Here is a 25,040-nt window from a genome sequence, read left to right on the forward strand (position 1 = left end):
TTTGAGCCGATTTTTAACGCCGTATGGCCGAGCGCAGCCAGTTTTCGGACACAGCCTAGGCTCAGCGGTTGGCGCCGGGTACCCACAGCACGTCGCGCTCGCCGTTGCCATTGGCCCGCCGCGCCAGGACGAACAGCAGGTCGGAGAGGCGGTTGAGGTAGCGCAGCACCTCGGGATTGACCGGCTGTTCCGTCATCAGCGCCGTGACCGCGCGCTCGGCGCGGCGGGCCACGGTGCGGGCCAGGTGCAGGTGGGCGGCAAGCGGCGTACCGCCGGGCAGGATGAACGAGCGCAGGGTGGCGAGCTCGGCGTTGCAGGCGTCGATGCGTGCTTCCAGATACTCGACCTGGCCAGCCGTGACCCGCAGCGGCGGGTACGGCGGATTCTCCTGCTCCGGCGTGCACAGATCGGCGCCGACATCGAACAGGTCGTTCTGCACCCGGCTCAGCAGCTCGGCGAGCTCGCCTTCGGCGTGGAGCTGGGCCAGGCCGAGGGTGGCGTTGGCTTCGTCCACCGTGCCGAAGGCTTCCACGCGCAGGTCGTGCTTGGCCACGCGGGTGCCATCGCCGAGGCCGGTGTCGCCCTTGTCGCCGGTACGGGTGTAGATCCTGGTCAGCTTGACCATGGCGCCTCCTGGTGCGTTGCCGGCCGGCTCACAGCCGGCGGGCCTGGGCCTCGGCGTTGCCGATGTAGCTGGCCGGCGTCAGCGCCTTGAGCTCGGTCTTGACCTCGGCTGGCAGTTCCAGCGTGTCGATGAAGGCGGCAAAGCCGGCCTGGTCGATGCGCTTGCCGCGGGTCAGCTCCTTGAGCTTTTCGTAGGGCTTCTCGATGCCGTAGCGACGCATCACCGTCTGGATCGGCTCGGCGAGCACCTCCCAACTGGCGTCGAGATCCTCGGCCAGGCGCGCCGGATTGGCCTCAAGCTTGCCGATGCCCTTGAGCGCCGCCTCGTAGGCGATCAGGCCATAGGCCAGGCCGACGCCGAGGTTACGCAGCACGGTGGAGTCGGTGAGGTCGCGCTGCCAGCGGGAGATCGGCAGCTTCTGCGCCAGATGGCCGAGCACCGCGTTGGCCAGGCCCAGGTTGCCCTCGGAGTTCTCGAAGTCGATGGGGTTGACCTTATGCGGCATGGTCGAGGAGCCGATCTCGCCCTCGACGGTCTTCTGCTTGAAGTAGCCCAGCGAGATGTAGCCCCATACGTCGCGGTCGAAGTCGATCAGCACGGTGTTGAAGCGGCAGATGGCGTCGAACAGCTCGGCGATATAGTCGTGGGGCTCGATCTGGGTGGTGTAGGGGTTGAAGGTCAGCCCCAGACCCTCGACGAAGGTGCGCGCGTTGGCCTCCCAGTCCACCTCCGGATAGGTGGCCAGGTGGGCGTTGTAGTTGCCCACCGCGCCGTTGATCTTGCCGAGGATCTCGACGCTCTCGATCTGGGCGAGCTGGCGGCGCAGGCGGTAGGCGACGTTGGCCATCTCCTTGCCCAGGGTGGTGGGGCTCGCCGTCTGGCCATGGGTGCGCGAGAGCATTGGCAGGGCGGCATGCTCATGGGCCAGCTTGGCAATCTCTTCGGTGACGCGCTGCATCACCGGTAGCAGTGTCTTCAGGCCGTGGGCGAGCATCACGCCGTAGGAGAGATTGTTGATGTCTTCGCTGGTGCAGGCGAAGTGCACGAACTCGGTGATGGCGTGCAGCTCCGGCTGCGCGACGATCTTCTCCTTGATGAAGTATTCCACCGCCTTGACGTCGTGGTTGGTGGTGCGCTCGATCTCCTTGATGCGTTCGGCGTCGGCCAGCGAGAAGTCGCGAATCATGGCCTCGAGGAAAGCGGTGGCCTCCGCCGAGAGCGGCGGGACTTCGACGATCCCGCCCTGTTCGGCAAGACGCTGCAGCCAACGGATCTCGACGATCACGCGGGCGCGGATCAGGCCGAACTCGCTGAAGTGTTCACGCAGGCTCGTGGCCTTGTTGCCGTAGCGGCCGTCGACGGGAGAGAGGGCGGTAAGAGCGGTGAGGGGCAGGGGAGCGGCTTGCATGGTCGTCATCCGGTGCGTGTAGGAAATGGAGTGAGGGAAACGGGTATCAGCCCAGCTGGTCCAGGGCGTTCTTGAGAGCGCCGCGCTGGAGCACGAGCCTCCAGCGGCGGCCACCCTGCTGGTGCCAGAGCAGGGCGAAGCGGATGCCGGCGAGCAGGATGGCGCGTACCCGCTCGGGCATCATGCGGCTTTGCAGCATCGAGGGGTCGCCCTGTACCACGATGCGAGTCTTCAGGGTCGAGAGCGTCTCCTGATAGGCCTCGCCGAGGCTGGCGATGACGTTCTCGTGGGTGGCGCCGAAGTGCTCGGCCTGGCCCTGGATACGGCTGAGGTGCTGGCCGAGCGTGCTCATCATGGCGTTGTCGCTGCGCAGCTTGCTCATTAGCAGCAGCAGCGAGAAGCCGTAGCGCAGCACCACCGGATTGGCCTGGCGGCGCCCCACCACGGCTTCGAGCACCTCGAGGCCGCGGCGCAGGTTGTTGGGGTGGCCGCCGTAGATCGCCTCGAAGCTTTCCGGGTCGGTGTCCAGCGTGGCGCGAATCAGGGTTTCCCAGGGGCGCGGTTCGACCTGCCCGGTGCGGGCCAGCTCGTCGACCAGGCTGGCGGCCTGGAACACGCCGGCCAGTGCCAGCGCCTGGCGCGCGGCGGGGGTGTCGGGAGCGCGATGTATGGGAGTGGTGTTCATGCGCCGGTCTCCTCGGCATTCCAGATATCGCGAATCACGCCGCCGCCCAGACAGATCTCGCCGTCGTAGAGCACCAGCGACTGACCGGGCGTGACGGCACGCTGGGAATCAATGAAGCGCACCTCGACGCCGCCATCCGGGAGCGTGCGCATGTGGCACGGCACGTCGCTCTGGCGGTAGCGGGTCTTGGCGGTAAGGCGACCCTCGGCGGCGGGGGGCTCGCCGGCCACCCAGTCCATCGCCTCGGTGGCCAGCGAATCGGTATACAGCAGCGGGTGGTGCTTGCCCTGCACCGCGACCAGCACGTTGCGTTGGAGATCCTTGCCTGCCACGTACCAGGGCGCCTCGGGATGGTTGGCCAGCCCGCCGATGCCGAGCCCCTGGCGCTGGCCCAGGGTGTAGTACATCAGCCCCATGTGCTCGCCGATCACTTCGCCCTCGGGCGTCTCGATCACCCCCGGCTGGGCCGGCAGGTACTGCTGCAGGAAGTCGCGGAAACGTCGTTCGCCGATGAAGCAGATACCGGTGGAGTCCTTCTTGCGGGCGGTGGCCAGGCCGTGGCGCTCGGCAATGGCGCGCACCTCGGGCTTCTCCAGCTCTCCCACCGGGAACAGCGTGCGGGCGATGGCGGCCTCCGGTACGGCGTGCAGGAAGTAGCTCTGGTCCTTGTTGGGATCGATGCCCTTGAGCAGCCGCGGCCGACCGTGGCGCACACCGCTACGAACATAGTGGCCGGTGGCGATCTTCTCGGCGCCGAGCATCTCGGCGTACTCGAGGAACACCTTGAACTTGATCTCGCGGTTGCACAGGATGTCCGGGTTCGGCGTGCGTCCGGCCTTGTACTCGGCCAGGAAGTGCTGGAAGACATTGTCCCAGTACTCGGCGGCAAAGTTGGCCGTATGCAGCTTGATGCCGAGCTTTTCGCACACGGCCTGGGCGTCCGCCAGATCGGCCTTGGCGGTACAGTACTCGGTGCCGTCGTCCTCGTCCCAGTTCTTCATGAACAGGCCTTCGACCTGATAACCCTGCTCCAGCAGCAGCAGGGCGGAAACGGAGGAGTCGACGCCGCCGGACATGCCGACGATCACCTTGCCTGAGGTGGCGGTCATGGGCGCTCTCGGGTTGAGTGGGTCGCAAATGGGCGGGGATTATACCCCATGTCGGCGTGCAGCTTCATCCTGTGAGAGGGCGAGACGAAGACGTGAGCGCTAATTGACCGGCCGGCCAGTTAGCGCTATCTTCGGCGCATGAATCAAAGAACCCAGATCCGCGATCCCGAACTGACCCGCGCCCGCATCCTCGAGGCGGCGGAAGCGCTGTTCGTCGAGCAAGGCTTTTCCGCCGTCAAGCTCAGCGAGCTGGCGCGTGCGGCCGAGGTGACCAAGAGCCTGATCCACCACCACTTCGGCAGCAAGGAGCAGCTGTGGGAGGCGGTCAAGGATCGCGCCTTCGAGCGCTACTTCACCGCCCAGATGGCGATGCTGGAGGAGGCCGGCGAGCCGGATGCCGCGCTGCTGCGCAGCTCGGTGGAAGCCTACTTCCATTTTCTGCGTGAAAACCCCGGCGTGGTGCGCCTGTTCGCCTGGACCCATCTGGAAGGGGACAACCACTGCAGTGAGCTCGACAGCCAGCTCGTCGGGGCAGGGGCCGAGTGGGTACGGCAGACCCAGTTGCGCGGCCTGCTGCGGGCCGACATCAACCCCACGCATATCATCGCCGTTTTCGTGATGACCTGTACCCAGTGGTTCGAGGCCAAGTGCCATCACCAGCACTGGCCGGGCATGGGCTCCGACGAGGCGTTCCTGGAAGATTTCCTGAAGATCTTCATGGAAGGCGTAACGCCGCGAGAGTGAGTGTTTTTTTACGCGAATAACTGACCGGTCGGCCAGTTCATGGGTGGGCCAACCAATACTGATTTATGTCAACAGAGTTCGATGGAGGGAAGAGCGATGGGGAGGGTGGTGCGTGCAAGCCTTGCGGCTTCGCTGATGCTGACGGCGGTTCTGCTGATGGGCTGCGACGCGGCACCGGCGCAGGTCGAGCGTATCGAGGAGCCGCTGCCCAGCGTACGCAGTGAAGCGGTGCAGCTGGTGCCGGACGAGGTGAGATATCGCTTTCCCGGCGTGGTGCGAGCCAGCGAGCGTGCGGCCCCGGCCTTTCTGCATGGTGGTGTACTGCGCGAGCGCCATGTGGTGCGCGGTCAGCGGGTCGACCAGGGGGAGCCGCTGGCCACGCTGCACAACCCGGCCATGGCACCGGCGTTCGCCGCGGCCGAGGCGCGGGTACGTGAGCTGGACGCCAGCCTGAGCCGCCTGGGGCGCGACGTGGAGCGTGCCCGTACCCTGCGTGAGCGTAACCTGAGTCCCGAAGAGGAGCTGGATCGGCTGCGTTCGGAGCGTGAGGCTCTGGCCCAGGCCCGCGAGCAGGCTCTGGCACAGCGCGACGAGGCTCAGGCGCAGCTCGATGAACTGACCCTGCGCGCACCGTTCGCCGCCGAGGTGATCGACCTGGATGCCGAGCCCGGCGATTTCGTTGCGGCCGGCCAGCCGATCATGCAGTTGGCCGGAGTGGCCGAGCGTGAGGTGGCCATCCGTGTGCCGGCCAATCTTGCCGCGCGCTTGGAGCTCGGGCAGCCGGCAAGCGTTGCGCCGACGTTCGGCACTCAGCGTATCGCCGGGGAGATCGCTCATGTTGGGCGGGCGGGAGACAGCATGGCGCCGGTCATCGTCACCATCCCCGCCGATGGCGCCCTGGCGTTGGGCGAGCCGGTGCGGGTCCAGCTCGAGATCGCCGCCCCTGCGGTCACGCGGGTGCCGCTGGCGGCAGTGGTCGATCCCGCCGGTAGCGCGCCCTACGTGCTGACCATCGGCGATGACGACACCATTCGACGTGCTCCCGTGACGCCGGGGCGCCTGGCCGGCGGCTGGGTGTCGGTGAACGGCGAGGGGCTGGCACCGGGTGACCGGGTGGTGACGGCAGGGCAGGGGCGCCTGGAAGAGGGCATGCGGGTGAGGGTGTTGCCATGAGCTGGATGCTTGCCTCGCTGCGTTACAAACGCCTGATCCTGACCGTCACGCTGCTGCTGGCGCTGCTGGGCCTGGTGGCCTGGGTGGCGATGGACCGCCAGGAGGACCCGTTCTTCCCCTATCGCTTCGGCCAGGTGCTGGTGCCCTATCCCGGCGCGGAGCCGGAACAGGTCGAGCGGCTGGTGCTCAACCCTCTCGAAGAGGAGCTGGCCCAGGTCGAGGAGGTCAACGACATCATCGGGACCGCGCGTCTCGGCGTGGCTCACGTTACCATCGAGATGCACGAGCACGTCTACGACACTGATGCCGCCTGGGAGCAGGTGCGTATCGCCGTGAACCGGGCCATGCGGCAGTTCCCCGACGGCGTGGGGGAGGCGGAGATCAGCGACCGCGATTCCGATACCCACGGCATCGTGCTGGCGTTGACCGGCTCGGACGATCTGCTCGACCTGCGCGAGGCGGCCAAGCGCCTGCGCCGCGACCTGTTCCGCCTCAAGGAGGTTTCCCGCATCGACCTGCTCGCCGACCCGGGCCAGCAGGTGGTGGTGGGCTGGGACGATACGCTGGCCGAGATGACCGGGCTTGATGCCCGGGCGCTCGGCGATCAGCTCGCCATGCGCAACCTGACCACTTCCGGCGGCACATTGGAAATGGCGGGGCGCTCCCTGGTACTCGACCCGCTCACCGAATTCGGTTCGCTGGAGGAGCTCGCCGCCACCCCGATTCGTACCCGACAGGGCGAGCTGGTACCGCTCGGCGAACTCACCGACGTCAGCCTGGCACCGCAGGAGCCCGCCACCGCTCGCATGTGGCACGACGGACGCCCGGCGGTGGCGCTGGGGGTGGTGCTCGCCAACGACCGGGGCAACGCCGTTCGCTTCGGCAAACAGCTGCGCGAGCTTGTAGATGAGCTGCGTCCCGCCTACGCCCCGCTTGCCATCGAGGAGACCTTCTATCAGCCGCACTGGGTCGAGCGACGTCTGGCGGAGCTGGGCTTCTCGCTGCTGCTGGGGGTCGCCATTCTCGGCGTGCTGCTGTTCCTGGTCATGGGGTTGCGGCTGGGGCTCGCGGTGATGGTGATCGTGCCGCTGGTGACCTTTTCCGCCCTGGCCTTGTACGCCATGGGCGGCGGCGTGCTGCACCAGATCGCCGTGGCCGGCATGGTGATCGCGCTGGGCATGCTGGTGGACAACGCCATCGTGATGGTCGAGAACATCCAGTACCACCGCGACCAGGGGCGTTCGGCCATGCAGGCCGTGACCCGCTCGGTGCGGGAGCTGGCCACACCCTTGCTGGCGGCGACCGGCACCACCCTGGCCGCTTTCGTGCCGCTGCTGCTTTCTGGTGGCAACACCGCCGACTTCACCCGTGCCATTCCCATCATGGTGATGCTGACCCTGGCGGTGAGCTACGTCTATGCGGTATTCGTCACCCCGGTGTTCGCCGCTGGTATCCTCAAGCCCCGGCTGGCGGCAGGCCGCGAGCGGCTGCAGGCCATCGGCCAGCATGTCGGCCGGGTCGCCGTGCGCTGGCCGCTGGCAGTGTTGGTGGGGGCGGGCATTCTGCTGGTGGCTGCCATCGCCATGCTGCCGCTGCTCGATCACGACTTCTTTCCCGACACCGATCGCGACCAGCTCATCGTCGACCTCAATTTCCCCGAGGGCACCCACCTCGACTACACCGCCTATCAGGCCGAGGTGCTGGCTGCCGAGCTGGCTGCGCGTCCGGCGGTGCAGGCGGTGCACCGCTTCGCCGGCTTCAGCGGTCCGCGCTTCTACTACAACCTGGTCGAGCAGCCGCGCCAGTCGCACCTGGCGCGGCTGGTGGTGGAGGCCGAAAGTGCCGATGACCTGCCCGCGCTGATGACCTGGGTGCGAACCGTGGCGCCGGAGTGGCTGCCAGAGGCCGAGGTGGTGGCGCGCCGGCTGGGGCAGGGGCCACCGCTGGAAGCGCCGGTGGAGATTCGCGTATTCGCTGAGGATCGCGCTGCCCTGGCCGACGCCGCCGGTGCGATTCTCAGCGTGGTGCGGGCGGCCGAGGGGGCCCGGGATGCGCGCCATCGCCTGGGCGAGGGGCTGGCCACCCTGCGGGTCGAGACCGACGATGCCCGCGCCGCCGAATACGGCCTCTCGCGACACGACGTGGCCATGGCCCTGGCCGGTGCCAGCCGCGGCATCGAGGTCAGCGCCTGGCGTGCCGAGCGCGACCCGGCCCCGCTGCTGGTGCGTGCGCCGGAGGGCGAGCGTTTCTCACTCGAGGGGCTCGAAGGGCTGCGTCTGACCGCGGCCGACGGGCGTTCGCTGCCGCTGGGTGAGATCGCCAACCTGACGCCCGCCTGGCGCCCGGCGGTGATCCAGCATCGCGGCCTGCAGCGCATGACGGCGGTGCTCGCCGAGGTGGCGGATGGCTGGACCTACGACGGCGTATTGGGCGACATCCTGCCGCGCCTGGAGGCGCTCGAGCTGCCGCCCGGAGTCAGCTACAGCGTCGGCGGCGCGGCTGAATCCGCCGGCGATGCCAATACTGCGCTGTTCCAGACGCTGCCGTTCGGCGGCCTGCTGCTGGTGGTCTTCCTGCTCGCCCAGTTCAACTCCTTCCGCCAGTTGTTCATCGTGCTGACCACGCTGCCGCTGGCGATCATCGGCGTGGTGCCGGGGCTGTGGCTGACCGGCCAGCCGTTCGGCTTCACTGCCATTCTGGGCGTGGTGGCGCTGGTCGGCATCGTGGTCAACAACGCCATCGTGCTGATCGACCTGATGAATGCCAACCGGCGCCAGGGCGAATCGGTGAGCGAGGCCGTGGTCTCGGCAGTGGCTCGGCGCACACGGCCGGTACTGCTCACCACCGCCACCACCGTGGCCGGCCTGGTGCCGCTGACTCTGACCCAGTCGACGCTGTGGCCGCCGATGGCCTGGGCGATCATCTCCGGGCTGGTGGCCTCGACGCTGCTGACGCTGCTGGTGATCCCGGCGCTCTATCGGTTGCTGATACGAGACTAGAGCTCGTGCACCGCGTCCATGGGGTAGAAGCGTGCCGCCAGGGCATCGCGAATGCGGCGCAGCACCAGCGGGCTGCGCATGCGTCCCTGGCGTTCGAGCTCCTCGACCTCGTCGAGGGTCAGCCAGTGCACGGCGACGATGGCGGGGTCGAGCGGGTTGCCCAGGTGAGCCAGGGCCATGCCGAAGAAGCCGTGGCTGTGGAAGGTTTCGCCGCTCGGCGTCTGATAGACGTAAAGACCGAGATAGTCGGTGATGCCCACCTGCCAGGCGGTCTCCTCGCGCAGTTCGCGCAGGGCGGCTTCCTTCAATCTCTCGCCGGGCTCCAGATGGCCGGCGGGCTGATTGAACAGGGTGACCTTGCTGCCTCGGGGGGCCTCTTCCACCATCAGAAAGCGACCGGCGCGCTCCACGACGGTAGCCACGGTGACGTGCGGTTGCCAGCGGCTCATCGTTGTTCTCCTCTGCCTTTACGGGGCGGCGGTCGCCGGGTCGTGATGCGCGGGGCATGCAGGGTTTCGCGGCGCCATTCTCCCGGTGCCAGCCCGTCCAGGCGCCAGGGGCCGATGGCCACGCGCACCAGGCGCAGGGTGGGGTGACCGACATGAGCGGTCATGCGTCTGACCTGGCGGTTGCGGCCCTCGCTGATGGTCAGCTCCAGCCAGGTCGTCAAAGGGTGGCGCTTCGGGTCCAGCGGCGGCGTGCGCTCTGCCAGGCCGCTGTTGGCCAGTTGTCGCACCTTGGCCGGGCGGGTCATGCCGTCGCTGAGCGCGACACCTTGACGCAGCGCGTCCAGTGCCGATTCGTCGGGGCTGCCTTCCACCTGCACGCGATAGGTCTTGGGCTGCTTGTGGCGCGGGTCGCTGATGCGCTGGATCAGCGCACCATCGTCGGTCAGCAGCAGCAATCCTTCTGAATCATAGTCCAGCCGTCCTGCAGCGTAGACGCCCGGCACCTTGATGATGTCCGCCAGTGTCGCACGCGGTGCTTCCCCCTTACCGCGGCGATCGGTGAACTGGGAGAGCATACGGTAGGGCTTGTGCAGGAGATAGATGGCGCTCATGGGGCAAAGCTTACCGGCAAGCGGGATGGGATGGGAGGGGGAAACGCGTCAGCCTTATTGACCATACGCCGAGGCGGACGGGCTGATATAATGCGCACGCTCGCCGGGAGCGCCCTCGTCGTTACGGGCCTGCCGTGACTTCGCCACCGGGGCGATGCCAAGCGCATCCCCCGCCAGATGAGAACCGTAGGTGGAGCACGTAGGGACCCCGTTCCAGGCATCGTGAGTGCGCGCAACCGTTCCAGTTATCTGCCATCGCAGCGACCAGAGAGATCAAAGCCACCATGTCAAAAACGCCGAAGATTATCTACACGTTCACCGACGAAGCGCCTGCGCTGGCGACCCATTCGCTGTTGCCGATCATCGACGCCTACACCGACGCCGCGGGTGTCGAGGTGGAAACCCGGGACATCTCCCTGGCGGCCCGTATTCTCTCCCAGTTTCCCGATTACCTAACCGCCGAGCAGCGCGTCGAGGACCACCTCGCCGAGCTGGGCGCCCTGGCCAAGACGCCGGAAGCCAACATCATCAAGCTGCCCAACATCAGCGCCTCCATGCCGCAGCTCAGGGCGGCGATCAAGGAACTGCAGGGTCAGGGTTACAAGCTGCCGGAATATCCGGACGAGCCGAAGAACGACGAAGAGAAAGAGATCAAGGCGCGCTACGACAAGGTCAAGGGCAGCGCCGTCAACCCGGTGCTGCGCGAGGGTAACTCCGACCGCCGCGCACCCAAGGCCGTCAAGGAGTACGCGCGCAAGTATCCGCACTCCATGGGTGAGTGGAGCCAGGCTTCGCGCACCCACGTTTCGCACATGCACGGCGGCGACTTCTACCACGGCGAGAAGTCGATGACGCTGGACCGCGCTCGCAACGTGAAGATGGAGCTGATCACCAAGAGCGGCGAGTCGCTGGTGCTCAAGTCCAAGGTCGCGCTGCTCGAAGGCGAGATCATCGACAGCATGTTCATGAGCAAGAAGGCGCTGTGCGAATTCTACGAGCGTGAGATCGAGGACGCGCGCAAGACCGGCGTGATGTTCTCCCTGCACGTCAAGGCGACGATGATGAAGGTCTCGCACCCGATCGTGTTCGGCCACTGCGTCAAGATCTTCTACAAGGACGCCTTCGAGAAGCATGGTGCGCTGTTCGAGGAGCTGGGGGTCGACGTCAACAACGGCATGGTTAACCTCTACGACAAGCTCGACACCCTGCCCGAATCCCAGCGTGAGGAAGTCATCCGCGACCTGCACGCCTGCCACGACCAGCGTCCGGAGCTGGCCATGGTGGATTCGGCCCGCGGCATCACCAACTTCCACTCGCCCAGCGACGTGATCGTCGACGCCTCCATGCCGGCCATGATCCGCGCCGGCGGTCAGATGTACGGTGCCGATGGCCGTATGAAAGACGTCAAGGCGGTGATCCCGGAATCCACCTTCGCGCGGATCTACCAGGAGATGATCAACTTCTGCAAATGGCACGGCGCCTTCGATCCGGCCACCATGGGCACCGTGCCCAACGTCGGCCTGATGGCGCAGAAGGCGGAGGAGTACGGCTCCCACGACAAGACCTTCGAGGTGCCGGCGGACGGCGTTGCGAACATCACCGACCTGGAGACCGGCGAGGTGCTGCTGTCCCAGAACGTCGAGCAGGGCGATATCTGGCGGATGTGTCAGGTCAAGGACGAACCGATCCGCGACTGGGTCAAGCTGGCCGTGGAGCGCTGCCGCGATTCCGGCATGCCGGCGGTGTTCTGGCTCGACCCCTACCGCCCGCACGAGAACGAACTGATCAAGAAGGTGAAGACCTACCTCCAGGATCACGACACCAGCGGTCTCGACATTCAGATCATGTCCCAGGTCCGCGCCATGCGTTATACCCTGGAACGCGTGATCCGTGGCCTCGACACCATCTCGGTGACCGGCAACATCCTGCGTGACTACCTCACCGATCTGTTCCCGATCATGGAGCTCGGCACCAGCGCCAAGATGCTCTCCATCGTGCCGCTGATGGCCGGTGGCGGCATGTTCGAGACCGGTGCCGGCGGCTCGGCGCCGAAGCACGTGCAGCAGCTCCTGGAGGAGAACCACCTGCGCTGGGACAGCCTGGGCGAGTTCCTGGCGCTGACCGCCTCACTGGAACATCTCGCCAAGCGCTTCGGCAATGACCGCGCCGCGCTGCTGGCAGACGCGCTGGACAAGGCCATCGGCCAGTTCCTCGAGAACGACAAGTCGCCCTCGCGCAAGGTCGGTGAGCTGGACAACCGTGGCAGCCACTTCTACCTGGCCCTGTACTGGGCCCAGGCCCTGGCCGCCCAGGACGAGGACGCCAACCTCAAGGCGCTGTTCGGTCGCCTGGCCGAGACCCTGGAAGCCAACGAAGCGACCATTCTCGACGAACTGAATAGCGTACAGGGCCAGCCGGTCGACATCGGCGGCTACTACCATGCCGACGCTGAGCTGGCTCGCGCGGTCATGCGTCCGAGCAAGACCCTGAACGAGGCTCTGGCGCTGGTGGCCAAGGGCTGATGTCCCGCTAGCACCTTCAGGCTCTTACCATTGACCCCCGTCCGCCTACCGGCGGGCGGGGGTCCTTAGGTCATATGGGCCGGTCAGGATGGACGATGCTATACTCCGCGCTCCACTGAACATACCAGACAGGGGAGTTCTCATGGGGTATCAGAAAATTGTCGTCCCTGAAGGCGGCGAGAAGATTACCGTCAACGCCGACAACACCCTGAACGTACCGAACAATCCGATCATCCCGTTCATAGAGGGTGATGGCATTGGCGTCGACGTCACACCGGCGATGAAGATCGCCATCGACGCCGCCGTGCAGAAGGCCTACAACGGCGAGCGCAAGATCCACTGGATGGAAGTCTACGCCGGCGAGAAGGCCACCCAGGTCTACGATGCCGATACCTGGCTGCCGGAAGAGACCCTGGAGGCCGTCCAGGAGTACGTCGTTTCCATCAAGGGGCCCCTGACCACGCCCGTGGGCGGTGGCATCCGCTCGCTCAACGTGGCCCTGCGTCAGAAGCTCGACCTCTACGTCTGCCTGCGTCCGGTGCGCTGGTTCGAAGGCGTGCCGAGCCCGGTCAAGAAGCCCGCCGACGTCGACATGGTGATCTTCCGTGAGAACTCCGAAGACATCTATGCCGGCATCGAGTGGAAGGCCGGTACCCCGGAAGCTGACAAGGTGATCAAATTCCTGCGTGAGGAGATGGGTGTCACCAACATTCGTTTCCCCGAGAACTGCGGCATCGGCGTCAAGCCGGTCTCCGAGGAGGGGACCAAGCGTCTGGTGCGTCAGGCCCTGCAGTACACCGTGGACAACGACCGTGAATCGCTGACCCTGGTGCACAAGGGCAACATCATGAAGTTCACCGAGGGCTCCTTCAAGGATTGGGGCTACGAGGTCGCCAAGGAGGAGTTCGGTGCCGAGCTGCTCGACGGCGGTCCGTGGATGCAGTTCAAGAATCCCAAGACCGGCAAGACCATTGTGGTCAAGGATGTCATCGCCGATGCCATGCTGCAGCAGATCCTGCTGCGTCCGGCCGAGTACGACGTCATCGCCACCCTGAATCTCAACGGCGACTATCTCTCCGACGCCTTGGCGGCGGAAGTGGGCGGTATCGGTATCGCGCCGGGCGCCAACCTGGCCGACGCCGTGGCCATGTTCGAGGCCACCCACGGCACGGCACCGAAGTACGCCGGCCAGGACAAGGTCAATCCCGGATCGGTGATCCTCTCCGCCGAGATGATGCTGCGCCACATGGGCTGGGTCGAGGCTGCCGACCTCGTGCTCAAGGGCATGGAGAAGGCCATTGCCAAGGGCGAGGTCACCTATGACTTCCATCGCCTGATGGACAATGCCAAGCTGCTCAAGTGCTCCGAGTTCGGCCAGGCGGTCGCGGACAACATGTAAGCGGATCGTCGACTCACCGGGCCCCCGTCCGCCTGGCGGACGGGGGCCTTTTACGTATCAACCTGAACCCTGCCGGTCTGTTCTCGTCTAACCTGAGATGCCAGGTGACCGGCTTGTCGAGATGGTGTGTGGCTTTTATGTTCGAGATTGAAGACACGAGCGCATGGGAGTCGGTCGGCGTCGTGGCAGGCATGACGCGACCGCCGCGTCCCGAAGAGCAGGATGACGGCGATCTCGCCGTGCAGCCTGCCGACCCCGAAGTGGCGCGCCCGCCGATGTACAAGGTGGTGCTGCACAACGACGACTACACCCCCATGGAGTTCGTGGTGGAAGTGCTGCAAAGCTTCTTCCACATGGACAGCGAAACCGCCGTGCAGGTAATGCTCACGGTACATACTCAAGGCAAGGCGACCTGCGGCATCTTTACCCGCGACATCGCGGAAACCAAATGTCATCAGGTCAATCAATATGCAAGAGAGTGTCAGCACCCGTTGCTCAGCGACATCGAAGCGGCGGACTGACGACTCCCGGCCTGCTCGAGACGGGACAGGAATGGCAGTCGTTGAGTGAAGAGACTTGCAACGGCAGCGTTTGTGCCCGATGTTGAAGGTGCCGGACCACGAAAGATCCGATGCAAGCCCTAAGCGGCGAGAAGGGGACTGCCATGCTGAGCAAAGAACTTGAACTGACCCTGAACACGGCATTTACCGTGGCCCGCTCCAAGCGGCACGAGTTCATGACCGTGGAGCACCTGCTGCTGGCGCTGCTCGACAATGCCTCGGCGGCAGACGTGCTGCGAGCCTGTGGGGCCAACCTCGACAAGTTGCGGTCCGACCTGCAGGATTTCATCAATTCCACCACCCCGCTGATTCCCGAGGACCAGAGCGACCGCGAGACCCAGCCGACCCTGGGTTTTCAACGCGTGCTGCAGCGTGCCGTGTTCCACGTGCAGTCCTCCGGCAAGAGTGAAGTAACCGGGGCCAACGTCCTGGTGGCCATCTTCTCCGAGCAGGAGAGCCAGGCGGTCTACTTCCTCAAACAGCAGAACGTGGCCCGGGTCGATGCGGTTAATTACATCGCCCACGGCATTTCCAAGGTGGCGGGACACGGCCAGAGCCCTTCGTCTTCGCCCAGCGATAGCGAAGAGGCCGAAGAGGGTAGCGGCGAGACCAGCGCCAACCCGCTCACCGGCTACGCCACCAACCTCAACGAGCAGGCGCGGATGGGCAAGATCGATCCGCTCATCGGGCGTGAGCACGAGCTCGAGAGGGTGATCCAGATTCTCGCCCGGCGGCGCAAGAACAACCCGCTGCTGGTAGGCGAGGCCGGCGTGGGCAAGACTGCCATTGCCGAGGGTCTGGCCAAGCGCATCGTCGAAGAGGACGTGCCCGAGGTCATCGGCGACGCCGTGGTCTACGCCCTCGACATGGGTGCCTTGCTGGCCGGTACCAAGTATCGCGGCGATTTCGAGAAGCGTCTGAAGAGCCTGCTGGCGGAGCTGAAGAAACAGCCCAACGCCATCCTCTTCATCGACGAGATCCACACCGTGATCGGTGCCGGGGCGGCTTCCGGCGGGGTGATGGATGCCTCCAACCTGCTCAAGCCTCTGCTCTCCTCGGGTGAGCTGCGCTGCATCGGCTCCACCACTTTCCAGGAGTTCCGCGGCATCTTCGAGAAGGATCGGGCGCTGGCACGTCGTTTCCAGAAGGTCGACGTCATGGCCCCTTCGGTGGACGACACCATCCGCATCCTCAAGGGGCTGCGCTCGCGCTTCGAGGAGCATCATCGACTCAAGTACACCGATGCGGCGCTGGAGAGCGCGGCTCGCCTGGCGGATCGCTACATCAACGATCGCCATCTGCCCGACAAGGCCATCGACGTGATCGACGAGGCCGGCGCCCATCAGCGCCTGCTGCCGCCGGAGGTGCGGGTCGATACCATCGACGTGGATCAGGTCGAGGCGGTGGTGGCATCGATCGCGCGAATTCCGCCCAAGAGCGTGTCCAGCTCCGATCGCAAGCTGCTCGAGAACATGGATCGCGACCTGAAGATGCTGGTGTTCGGTCAGGACGAGGCCATCGACAGCCTCTCCGCCGCCATCAAGCTGTCTCGGGCCGGTCTCAAGTCTCCCGACAAGCCGGTGGGCAGCTTCCTCTTCGCCGGCCCCACCGGGGTGGGCAAGACCGAAGTGGCGCGTCAGCTGGCGAGGATCATGGGCATTGAGCTGGTGCGCTTCGACATGTCGGAATACATGGAGCGCCACACCGTGTCGCGGCTGATCGGTGCCCCCCCGGGCTACGTCGGCTACGACCAGGGTGGTCTGCTCACCGAGGCGATCACCAAGCAGCCGCACTGCGTGCTGCTGCTCGACGAGATCGAAAAGGCGCATCCGGAAGTCTTCAACCTGCTGCTGCAGGTGATGGACCACGGCCGGCTCACCGACAACAACGGGCGTGAGGCGGACTTCCGCCATGTGATCGTGATCATGACCTCGAACGCCGGTGCCGAGCAGCAGGCTCGCCGCTCGATCGGCTTCCAGACCCAGGATCACTCCACCGATGCCATGGAGGTCATTCGCAAGACCTTCTCGCCGGAGTTCCGCAACCGCCTGGACGGCATCATCCAGTTCCACTCCCTGCCCACCTCGGTGGTACGCAGCGTGGTGGACAAGTTCCTGGTGGAGCTGCAGGCGCAGCTCGACGAGAAGCGGGTGCAGTTGGATGTGGACATGGCCGCGCGGGACTGGCTGGCCGAGAAGGGCTACGACCCCAGCATGGGCGCAAGGCCCATGACGAGGCTGATCCAGGAGAAACTCAAGAAGCCGCTGGCGGAGCTGATCCTGTTCGGGGAGCTATCCGAGCATGGAGGAGTGGTTCACGTCACGGTGGAGGATGGCGAACTGCATCTCTCCACGGAGTCGGAAATGGCCGACGCGCCCTGAGCCCAGGGTGGTCTCGACCTCGCACAGCGCCCTGTCTCCGGACGGGGCGTTGTCGTGTCGAAGGTGCGTCGCTGCCAGGCGCCCGCGTTCGCTCAGCGTGAGCGATAGACGATACGGCCCTTGGTCAGGTCGTAGGGGGTCAGCTCGACCTTGACCTTGTCGCCGGTGAGAATGCGGATGTAGTTCTTGCGCATCTTGCCCGAGATGTGGGCGGTCACGACGTGGCCGTTTTCCAGCTCGACGCGAAAGGTGGTGTTGGGAAGGGTATCGACGACGACGCCTTCCATTTCGATATGGTCTTCACGTGCCATATAGGCGGTTCCTCGCTGATGACGATGGTCTGTTTGCTTCAGTCTAATTTCTTGCGTGGCGGCCAAGAGCCTTGGGCGTCATGGCCACCCACGACAGGCCCGGGCGCACCGACGAACGGCGCGCCCGTCCCTAGGATAGCGCGATATTGTGCCGCAAGCCGGGCGTCAAGGCAAAGCGGGCCGTATCAGGACGAGGACGAAGTGGCCAACAGGCGTCGCCAGTGCCGTCCTTCCAGTGCTTCCAGCGGGCGGTAGGCCTCCTTGTAGGCCATCTTGCGGCATTGGCGGATCCAGTAGCCGAGATAGACGTGGGGCAACCCCTCGCGGTAGGCCTGGTTCAACAGGCTCAGTACGGCAAAGGTCCCGAGCGAGCGCCGATCGAAGTCCGGGTCCGGCTCGAAGAAGGTGTAAATGGCGGAGAGGCCGTGCTCCAGGCGGTCGAAGGCGGACACGGCGATCAAGCGCCCATCCAGGCGGAACTCGAGCAGCCGCGAGTAGGGCTCGTCCAGGGTCAGGAAGGTGCGGTACTGCTCGCGACTGGGGGGGAACATGTCGCCATCCCAGTGGCGTACCTGGATGTAGCGCTCATAGAGCGCATAGTGCTCGGCGTCGAACAGTGCCGGTCGCTCGACCAGCGTCAAGTCTGCGTTGCGCCTGGCAATCCGCCGCTGGCTGCGGCTGGGCTGGAAGTCGTCGACCGGTATACGCACCGAGACGCAGGCACTGCAGCCCTCGCAGTGAGGGCGGTAGAGGTGGCGTCCGCTGCGGCGAAAGCCGAGCAGGGCCAGCGAGTCGTAGATTCCCTGCCCATGCGACTCCTGAGGGTCGAGAAACAGAGTCGTGGCTTCGTGCCCCTCCAGGTAGCTGCAGGCGTGCGGTACGGTCAGGAAGAAACGCAGGTCCCTTATCGGATGACGAGGCGCATTGCTGCTCACGGGGGTCGCCTCCTTAAGTGAGTGCCGTCAGGGGTTCGACGCGGGATGAGTCATCCGGTAACCCCCAGCAGGGCAGGGGATATTGGCCATCCGCTTGTTCCGACGTCGCCAGACATGATTCAAGATAGTTGATGAACTCGGTGCGAGCGATGTCGCGTGCGCCCAGACTGGCGAGGTGGCTGGTGTGCATCTGGCAGTCGATCAGGCGCCCGCCGCCCGCGCGCATGGCGCGTACCAGATGCACGAGGGCAACCTTGGAAGCATCGCTGGTTCGCGAGAACATCGACTCGCCGAAGAAAACCGGTCCCATGGCCACGCCGTAGAGCCCGCCGACCAGCTCGGCCCCGCGCCATACCTCTACCGAGCGGGCATAGCCGAGGCGATGCAGCGTCACGTAGGCGGCATGCATCTCCTCGGTGATCCAGGTGCCCGGCTGGCCTTTCCGGGGCGCGGCGCAGGCCCTGACGATAGCCTCGAAGGCGTGATCGAAGGTGACCTGAAGGCCGCCGTTGCGTAGCCGCTTCTCCAGGCTGCGAGTGATGCGCAGCTCATCGGGGAACAGCACCATGCGCGGGTTCGGACACCACCACAGGATGGGCTGATCATCGCTGTACCAGGGGAAGATGCCGTGCCGGTAGGCCGCCAGCAGCCATTCGGGCGTGAGTTCACCGCCCGCTGCCAGCAAGCCTTCCGGGTCACGCAGCGCGTGCGAAACGGGCGGAAAACGCACGGGGCGCGCGGGAAGCCAGGACAGCATCGAAGGACGCTCCTCGTCAGCAAGAATACCTCTAGTCTGACGCCGCAGCCGATTTGGCTCAAGCGACCTGCGTCACCACTGTGCCGAGGCCTGTACTCCCGGTATGATGGCGGCTGAATTCAATCTGCTTCATGCAAGTCGAGAAAGGCACCGTTGCCGTAACGGTGCGAGGGGGTTGGCGAGTTGAGTGCAAAGGAAAAAGGCGTGCCGCGGCGCGCAACGGAGGAGAGCCCCCAGCAGCCGACCACACGCCTGGCAATCCATCTGCAGGGCGTGGCCCGGGAAGGGGCAATCATTCTTCTGCTGGCGGCCTGCGTGTTCCTGCTGCTGGCGCTGTTCAGCTATCAGGCTACCGATCCCGGCTGGTCGCATCGCGGCCCTGAAACCGAGGTCGGCAATTGGATGGGTCCTTTCGGTGCCTGGCTGGCCGACGTGCTGTATTCATTGTTCGGCGCCAGCGCGTTGTGGTGGCCCGGCATGCTGGGCTTTGCCGGATGGTGGCTGATTCGCCATCGCCGTGTGCAGATCGAATGGGACGCCACGGCCGTTGCCGTACGCCTGGGTGGCCTGGTGCTGCTGCTGCTGGGCACCACCACGCTGGGAGCGCTGCATTTCTACAGCCCCAACAGCGTATTGCCTTATGCCTCGGGCGGCATCCTCGGTGAGGGGCTGGTGGGTGCGCTGGTGCCGCTGGTCGAATCGGGTGGCACCGGTCTGCTGGCCGTGGCGGCCATGCTGTGCGGCTTCCCGCTGTTCAGCGGGCTCTCCTGGCTGATGGTGATGGATGAGCTGGGCTATCGCTTCCTGCGTCTGTGGCGCTGGGCGGCTTCTCCGTTCGGCCTGGTGCGCGAGCGGCATGAGCCGCGCTGGCGCGAGGGCGATGATCAGGATGAGCCAGATCATGACGCCCAGGCACCAGCCGAGCCGGCGCCACGGCGTTGGCAGTTCTGGCGGCGGCGTCACGGCGGCGCCGATACCGAGGTGCCTTCGCTGCGTGAGCCGGGGCTAGACCCCACCTTTGGCGACGACGGCGACACCGATATTCCCTGGGACGTGCCCGAGCGCACGCCTTCGGCGAAGCGACCGGATGCCGCCTACACGGCCCGCCGCGACGACGCCACCGCCGGCTCGCGGCCTGCCGCTGCCTCTGTCACTGCCTCTGTCGCTACTACCAGCGCTGCGATGTCGGCGACGCCGAGTGCGGCTGCCGCCGGGCCGCTTGCCGCCGCTGCTGCACTCAAGGCCAGCCGTGACGACGAGCCGGTGCCCACCGCCGCCATGCCGCTACGCGCTACCGACGATGTAAGGCCGCCGACTGCCAAGGCCGGCTCTCCCGGCTTTCAGCCACCCGATCCCGAGGCGGCGCCGTCCGCGGCGAAGCCCGCAGCCCCCGAACCTGCTGCGCCGAGTGGGGAAGTGCGGCGCGAGGAAGCGCGGCGTGAGCCAGGGCTCGGCGACCTGCAGCCCGAAGAGCCGACCGATGCCTACGAGCCGCGGCTGAACTGGAACCACGTGGGTGGTGACGACTTCGAGGACGAAGGCGGTCTCGACGAGGCGGATGAGTACGAGACCTTGCCGCCTCAGACGGTCGACACTGCGCAACGCTCCGCTGCCTACTCCGATCAGGCCGAAGGGCTGCGGGCCTGGCGTGACTCGGCCAGCCGGCCGTCCGCCATGGACGAGCCTCCGTCGCCGTTCGTCGAGAACGAGGAAGGTAACGAGAACGAAGACGAAAGCGAAACTGGCGGCAGAATCGCCACTGCCGAACAGGCGCGTGCCGCGGCCGCGGAGCCCGATGGCCCCACGCTGTGGACGGTGGAGCATCTGCAGAGCCAGCGGCCCACCCTCGACGACATGCCGGAGCCGGACGGCGAGCTGCCCAGCCTGCGCCTGCTCACCCCGCCGGAGCCGCACCAGCAGAACTACACCGAGCAGCAGCTGGCCGACATGGCCGAACTGCTCGAGACCCGCCTGCGCGAGTATGGCGTCAAGGCCGAGGTGGTGCACACCTGGCCGGGGCCAGTGATCACCCGCTTCGAGATCAAGCCCGCTGCCGGCGTGAAGGTGTCGAAGATCAGCAACCTGGCCAAGGATCTGGCGCGCTCGCTGATGGTCAAGAGCGTGCGTGTGGTGGAGGTCATTCCCGGGCGGCCCACGGTGGGCATTGAGATACCCAATCCGCACCGGGCGATGATCCGCCTGCGCGAGGTGATCGACTCCGACCGCTACCAGCAGGAGGCCTCGGCGCTGACCCTGGCGCTTGGCCAGGACATCGGCGGCGGCCCGGTGGTGGCCAACCTGGGCAAGATGCCCCACCTGCTGGTGGCCGGCACCACCGGCTCGGGCAAGTCGGTGGGCGTCAACGCCATGCTCATCTCGATGCTGCTCAAGGCCACGCCGGATGAACTGCGCCTGATCATGGTCGACCCCAAGATGCTGGAGCTTTCGGTCTACGACGGCATCCCGCATCTGCTGGCGCCGGTGGTCACCGACATGAAGGAGGCCGCCAACGGCCTGCGCTGGTGCGTGGCCGAGATGGAGCGGCGCTACAAGCTGATGGCGGCCATGGGCGTGCGCAATATCGCCGGCTTCAACGGCAAGCTCGACGAGGCCGAGCGTGCCGGTGCCCAGGTGGCCGACCCGCTGTGGGAGCCGCAACCGTGGGAGATGCACGAAGCCCCGCCGGTACTGGAGAAACTGCCCTACATCGTGGTGGTGATCGACGAATTCGCCGACATGTTCATGATCGTCGGCAAGAAGGTCGAAGAGCTGATCGCGCGTCTGGCGCAGAAGGCGCGAGCCGCCGGTATTCACCTGATACTCGCCACCCAGCGCCCCTCGGTGGACGTGGTGACCGGTCTGATCAAGGCCAATATCCCCACCCGCATGGCCTTCCAGGTGTCGTCCAAGGTCGATTCGCGCACCATTCTCGATCAGGGCGGTGCCGAGAACCTGCTGGGCCATGGCGACATGCTCTATCTGCCCGCGGGTTCGGGGTTGCCGACCCGGGTGCATGGCGCCTTCGTCGATGACGACGAGGTGCATCGGGTGGTGGAGGACTGGAAACGCCGCGGCGAGCCCGAATACGTCGACGAGATACTGTCCGGCGGCGTCTCGGCCGACGCCCTGACCGGACTCGAGGCCGATGTGGGCGAGGGCGGCGGCGATGCCGAGCAGGATGCCCTCTACGACGAAGCGGTGCAGTTCGTCACCGAGAGTCGTCGCGCCTCCATATCGGCGGTGCAGCGGCGCTTCAAGATTGGCTACAACCGTGCGGCGCGCCTGGTGGAAGCCATGGAGGCGGCCGGTGTGGTTTCCTCGATGGGTACCAACGGCGGCCGCGAAGTGCTGGCGCCGCCGCCGGTGGGCAATTGACCGTCGGTACCAGGCGACAATGATGCAGAAACCATGAAAGGCACGGCGGCCATGCAACCCGCCGGCACGCAGCGGGTCCGAGTGACAGGATCCATTCAGGACCCGCCCAGGGAGAGAGACGATGAGTGTGAAGAAGACCCTAACTGCACTGGCCCTTACCCTCGTCATGCCGGCAGCCGCCTTGGCCAGCGAAGGTGCCGACCGGCTGACCAGCCTGCTGGAGCCGCTGGAAACCCTCGAGGCGCGCTTCGAGCAGTTGATCCTCGACGGCAGCGGCGAGCGTCTGCAGCAGGCCAACGGCCAGATGTGGCTGTCGCGTCCCGGCAAGTTTCGTTGGGAGGTCGCGGCACCCTATCAGCAGGAGGTGATCTCCGACGGCAGCGAGGTCTATCTCTACGATCCCGACCTGGAGCAGGTCACCGTGCAGGCGCTCGACCAGCGGGTCACCCATACCCCGGCGCTGCTGCTGTCGGGTAGCGCCCGTGAGCTGACCGAGAGCTACGAGGTCACGGTCACGCGCCACCAGGAGGGCGGTGGCGAGAGCTTCCGTCTGGTGCCGCGGTCGCCCGACACCCTGTTCGAAGAGTTGCAGATGACCTTCCGCGGCGAACAGCTGGCTGCCCTGCAGATGATCGACAGCACCGGACAGGAGACCGTCATCGAGTTCAGTGACGTGCGTACCAATCACGCCATTGACGAGGGCCGCTTCGCGTTTCAGATCCCCGACGGGGCCGACGTGATCCGCGACACCCACTGATCCTCGATATCCACGGATAGTTCAAGCAGAACGCAAAGCGCCGCCCTCGAGGCGGCGCTTTCATTACTGGTCGTCTTTCCGACTCGCCTCGCTAGTCGTCTGCGTTTTCGTCGGCCCGGGCATCCAGCTCGGCACGCCAGGCCATCAGCTGCGCGTAGCGCTTCTCCTGACCGTGTTCGCTGGGCTGGTAGAAGGCCTCTCGCGGCACGTCCTCGGGCCAGCAGTCGTGCTGACTGCCCGCCGGGTAGCCTTCCGGCTCGTTATGGGCGTAGCGATAGCCGTGGCCATGGCCCAGCGACTCCATCAACTTGGTCGGGGCGTTGCGCAGGTAGGTGGGCACCTCCAGCCGCGGCTGAGCCGCCACGAAGGCCTTGGCACGCTTCCAGGCCTGGTCGATGGCGTTGCTCTTGGGCGCGATGGAAAGGTGAATGGCGGCATGGGCGATGGCGCGCTGGCCCTCGTAGTCGCCCAGCCGCAGGTAGGCGTCCCAGGCCGCCATGACCAGTGTCAGCGCGCGAGGGTCGGCGTTGCCCACGTCCTCCGAGGCAATCGCCGCCAGGCGGCGAACCACGTCGAGCGGGTCGCCGCCGCCCTGGATGAAGCGGGCGATGTAGAGCAGGGCGGCATCCTGGCGCGATGAGCGCACTGACTTGTGGATCGCCGAGAGCAGGTCGTAGTAGTGGTCGCCCTGCTTGTCGAAGGCGCTGGCCTGGTGGCCGAGCGCGGCATTCAGGGCCTCTCGGGGTAGGCGTTCGCCGTCGCCCTCGGCGATGGTGAAGTCGCAGGCGGTCTCCAGCATTCCCAGGGCGCGGCGGGCATCGCCGGCCGCGGCGCGGGCCAGCAAGCCGAGCACTTCCTCATCCACGGCGATACGGCGCTGGCCCAGGCCGCGCTCATCGTCGTTCAGGGCGCGTCGCATCACTTCCATGAGCGCTTCTACGTCGAGCGCAGTGAGCACATGCACGCGGGCCCGGGAGAGCAGGGCGGAGTTGACCTCGAACGAGGGGTTCTCGGTGGTGGCGCCGATCAGCGTGAGCAGGCCCGACTCCACGTGGGGCAGCAGGGCGTCCTGCTGGCTCTTGTTGAGCCGATGGATCTCGTCGAGGAAGAGCAGCGTGGGGCGGCCCTGGCCCTGCATGGCGCGCGCGCGATCCACTGCGGCGCGGATCTCCTTCACGCCTGCCATCACCGCGGAGAGCCGCTCCAGGTGGGCGCCGGAGTGTTCGGCGAGTATCTCGGCCAGGGTGGTCTTGCCGGTGCCGGGGGGGCCCCACAGGATCATCGAGCGCACGATGCCCGTCTCGGCCATGCGCCGCAGCGGCTTGCCCGGACCCACCAAGGCCTGCTGGCCCACGTAGTCGTCGAGACGACGCGGACGCATGCGATAGGCCAGGGGAGCGGAATCGTCTGACGCCTGACCGAAAAGGTCCATGGCATACTCCTTGGTGCTTGCAAATTCGACCTTGGGCGATGTGCGGGATCGGCATAAAGGGTCTAGGGTGATACAGCGTCCTGCTTTCCACCCGTGTCTCGTTGGCGACAAGACCGTATCTCGATAGCGACGAGACTGAACCTGCTATCGTCCCGCGACTCCAACACTATACGCTCAACGTTAGAGGAGGCCTCGACATGCCCATGCTGACCCAACTGCGTCAGGATCATGCCAACATGGCGCGCATGTTGCACGTCCTTCAGCTCAAACAGAAGTCCCTTGCTGTCGGAGAACGGCCCAACTTCAAGCTGGTCCGCGAAGTCGTCGATTACATTCTCGACTATATGGAAGAGTTCACCGTTCCTCTGGAGCGCGTCTGCTCGGAGCGGCTTCAGGCCCTGGCACCAGAAACCCAGGAGTTGACCGAGCGGTTGTCCAGCGACTATCAGGCGTTGCGCAAGCGCCTGAATCGGCTATCCGGTGATATCGACATGATTCTGATGGATGCAGTCATTCCGATGGACCGTTTTGCCGACGATCTCAAGGCCTACCTCGATGCGCACCGAACCTATCTGCGCGATGAGCGTGAACTGCTGTTCCCGCTGATTCGCCAGCACTTCGACGATCGCGACCTGGAGCTGCTGGCCCAGGCGCTGCCGGAAGGTGCTGCAGCCAAGCTGGAGCGGCTGCAGGAAGCCTATCCGGAGCTCTACGCCGAGCTGCGCGAGACGGCGGAACCGGCAGCCTGATCTCAGGCGGCGAAACGAAGGCTTCAGCTCATTCGGCATACTGCTAGAATAGAGCCCTT

20 protein-coding genes are annotated in these 25,040 nt (G+C 65.8%); 10 read left to right on the top strand and 10 right to left on the bottom strand.

The genetic code is table 11. The annotated features are described in order from the left end of the window. Window positions 1-61: 61 nt before the first annotated feature. The 4 genes from HOP53_RS00550 to mnmA all read right to left on the bottom strand — a co-directional run bounded on the left by HOP53_RS00550 (window position 62) and on the right by mnmA (window position 3,827). Window positions 62-625 (bottom strand): cob(I)yrinic acid a,c-diamide adenosyltransferase, encoded by a 564-nt coding sequence (locus HOP53_RS00550; RefSeq protein ID WP_234268082.1) that lies wholly within the window; start codon window positions 623-625, stop codon window positions 62-64. Window positions 626-653: 28 nt separating this feature from the next. Next, window positions 654-2,018, bottom strand: coding sequence for an adenylosuccinate lyase (gene purB, locus HOP53_RS00555; RefSeq protein WP_234269670.1), 1,365 nt, complete (start codon window positions 2,016-2,018; stop codon window positions 654-656). A gap of 61 nt (window positions 2,019-2,079) precedes the next feature. After that, window positions 2,080-2,718: a high frequency lysogenization protein HflD gene (hflD, locus tag HOP53_RS00560; protein ID WP_234268083.1), complete on the bottom strand. Its 639-nt coding sequence runs from the start codon at window positions 2,716-2,718 to the stop codon at window positions 2,080-2,082. Next, window positions 2,715-3,827 carry a tRNA 2-thiouridine(34) synthase MnmA gene (gene mnmA, locus HOP53_RS00565; RefSeq protein ID WP_234268085.1) on the bottom strand — a complete coding sequence of 371 codons (1,113 nt, stop codon included), beginning with the start codon at window positions 3,825-3,827 and terminating at the stop codon, window positions 2,715-2,717. The genes hflD and mnmA overlap by 4 nt, the downstream gene beginning before the upstream one ends. Window positions 3,828-3,965: 138 nt before the next feature. Between mnmA and HOP53_RS00570 the strand changes: the two genes are divergently transcribed. The 3 genes from HOP53_RS00570 (at window position 3,966) to HOP53_RS00580 (ending at window position 8,743) form a co-directional block, all read left to right on the top strand. Continuing rightward, window positions 3,966-4,571, top strand: coding sequence for a TetR/AcrR family transcriptional regulator (locus HOP53_RS00570; RefSeq protein ID WP_234268087.1), 606 nt, complete (start codon window positions 3,966-3,968; stop codon window positions 4,569-4,571). A gap of 108 nt (window positions 4,572-4,679) precedes the next feature. Then, entirely contained in the window at window positions 4,680-5,744 is a 1,065-nt protein-coding gene (locus HOP53_RS00575) for an efflux RND transporter periplasmic adaptor subunit (RefSeq protein ID WP_234268092.1), read from the top strand. Further along, window positions 5,741-8,743 carry an efflux RND transporter permease subunit gene (locus HOP53_RS00580; RefSeq protein WP_234268097.1) on the top strand — a complete coding sequence of 1,001 codons (3,003 nt, stop codon included), beginning with the start codon at window positions 5,741-5,743 and terminating at the stop codon, window positions 8,741-8,743. Before HOP53_RS00575 ends, HOP53_RS00580 begins: the two co-directional genes overlap by 4 nt. On the opposite strand, the gene HOP53_RS00585 is transcribed toward HOP53_RS00580, so the two are convergent. Both HOP53_RS00585 and HOP53_RS00590 read right to left on the bottom strand, forming a co-directional pair. After that, window positions 8,740-9,192 (bottom strand): NUDIX domain-containing protein, encoded by a 453-nt coding sequence (locus tag HOP53_RS00585; protein ID WP_234268098.1) that lies wholly within the window; start codon window positions 9,190-9,192, stop codon window positions 8,740-8,742. The two genes, HOP53_RS00580 and HOP53_RS00585, sit on opposite strands and share 4 nt — an antisense overlap. Next, window positions 9,189-9,803 (bottom strand): pseudouridine synthase, encoded by a 615-nt coding sequence (locus HOP53_RS00590; RefSeq protein ID WP_234268099.1) that lies wholly within the window; start codon window positions 9,801-9,803, stop codon window positions 9,189-9,191. The genes HOP53_RS00585 and HOP53_RS00590 overlap by 4 nt, the downstream gene beginning before the upstream one ends. Before the next feature lie 284 nt (window positions 9,804-10,087). On the opposite strand from HOP53_RS00590, the gene HOP53_RS00595 reads away from it, so the two are divergent. The 4 genes from HOP53_RS00595 to clpA all read left to right on the top strand — a co-directional run bounded on the left by HOP53_RS00595 (window position 10,088) and on the right by clpA (window position 16,665). After that, window positions 10,088-12,325: an NADP-dependent isocitrate dehydrogenase gene (locus tag HOP53_RS00595; RefSeq protein WP_234268100.1), complete on the top strand. Its 2,238-nt coding sequence runs from the start codon at window positions 10,088-10,090 to the stop codon at window positions 12,323-12,325. A 142-nt stretch (window positions 12,326-12,467) separates the two neighbouring features. Continuing rightward, window positions 12,468-13,724 (top strand): NADP-dependent isocitrate dehydrogenase, encoded by a 1,257-nt coding sequence (gene icd, locus HOP53_RS00600; RefSeq protein WP_234268101.1) that lies wholly within the window; start codon window positions 12,468-12,470, stop codon window positions 13,722-13,724. A gap of 191 nt (window positions 13,725-13,915) precedes the next feature. Further along, window positions 13,916-14,245 carry an ATP-dependent Clp protease adapter ClpS gene (gene clpS, locus HOP53_RS00605; RefSeq protein WP_234268103.1) on the top strand — a complete coding sequence of 110 codons (330 nt, stop codon included), beginning with the start codon at window positions 13,916-13,918 and terminating at the stop codon, window positions 14,243-14,245. A gap of 143 nt (window positions 14,246-14,388) precedes the next feature. Next, window positions 14,389-16,665, top strand: a complete 2,277-nt coding sequence (clpA, locus tag HOP53_RS00610; protein ID WP_234268105.1) for an ATP-dependent Clp protease ATP-binding subunit ClpA — start codon at window positions 14,389-14,391, stop codon at window positions 16,663-16,665. Between the two features lie 92 nt (window positions 16,666-16,757). Here the strand turns inward: clpA and infA are convergent, their stop codons facing one another. The 3 genes from infA to aat form a co-directional block, all read right to left on the bottom strand. Continuing rightward, window positions 16,758-16,976 carry a translation initiation factor IF-1 gene (gene infA / locus HOP53_RS00615; protein ID WP_010627817.1) on the bottom strand — a complete coding sequence of 73 codons (219 nt, stop codon included), beginning with the start codon at window positions 16,974-16,976 and terminating at the stop codon, window positions 16,758-16,760. Between the two features lie 185 nt (window positions 16,977-17,161). Further along, window positions 17,162-17,911 carry an arginyltransferase gene (locus HOP53_RS00620; RefSeq protein WP_234268106.1) on the bottom strand — a complete coding sequence of 250 codons (750 nt, stop codon included), beginning with the start codon at window positions 17,909-17,911 and terminating at the stop codon, window positions 17,162-17,164. A gap of 13 nt (window positions 17,912-17,924) precedes the next feature. After that, window positions 17,925-18,668 (bottom strand): leucyl/phenylalanyl-tRNA--protein transferase, encoded by a 744-nt coding sequence (aat, locus tag HOP53_RS00625; RefSeq protein WP_234268108.1) that lies wholly within the window; start codon window positions 18,666-18,668, stop codon window positions 17,925-17,927. Between the two features lie 204 nt (window positions 18,669-18,872). On the opposite strand from aat, the gene HOP53_RS00630 reads away from it, so the two are divergent. Next, window positions 18,873-22,043, top strand: a complete 3,171-nt coding sequence (locus HOP53_RS00630) for a DNA translocase FtsK (protein ID WP_234268110.1) — start codon at window positions 18,873-18,875, stop codon at window positions 22,041-22,043. A 121-nt stretch (window positions 22,044-22,164) separates the two neighbouring features. Continuing rightward, window positions 22,165-22,800 carry an outer membrane lipoprotein periplasmic chaperone LolA gene (gene lolA, locus HOP53_RS00635; protein WP_234268112.1) on the top strand — a complete coding sequence of 212 codons (636 nt, stop codon included), beginning with the start codon at window positions 22,165-22,167 and terminating at the stop codon, window positions 22,798-22,800. Window positions 22,801-22,891: 91 nt separating this feature from the next. Here lolA and HOP53_RS00640 read toward each other — a convergent pair whose 3' ends face one another. After that, window positions 22,892-24,232 (bottom strand): replication-associated recombination protein A, encoded by a 1,341-nt coding sequence (locus HOP53_RS00640; RefSeq protein WP_234268113.1) that lies wholly within the window; start codon window positions 24,230-24,232, stop codon window positions 22,892-22,894. Between the two features lie 203 nt (window positions 24,233-24,435). Here HOP53_RS00640 and HOP53_RS00645 point away from each other — a divergent pair, with 203 nt between their 5' ends. After that, window positions 24,436-24,981: a hemerythrin domain-containing protein gene (locus HOP53_RS00645; protein ID WP_234269671.1), complete on the top strand. Its 546-nt coding sequence runs from the start codon at window positions 24,436-24,438 to the stop codon at window positions 24,979-24,981. Window positions 24,982-25,040 lie beyond the last annotated feature (59 nt).

Origin of the sequence: Billgrantia ethanolica, assembly GCF_021404305.1 — a bacterium.
GTDB lineage: Bacteria > Pseudomonadota > Gammaproteobacteria > Pseudomonadales > Halomonadaceae > Halomonas > Halomonas ethanolica.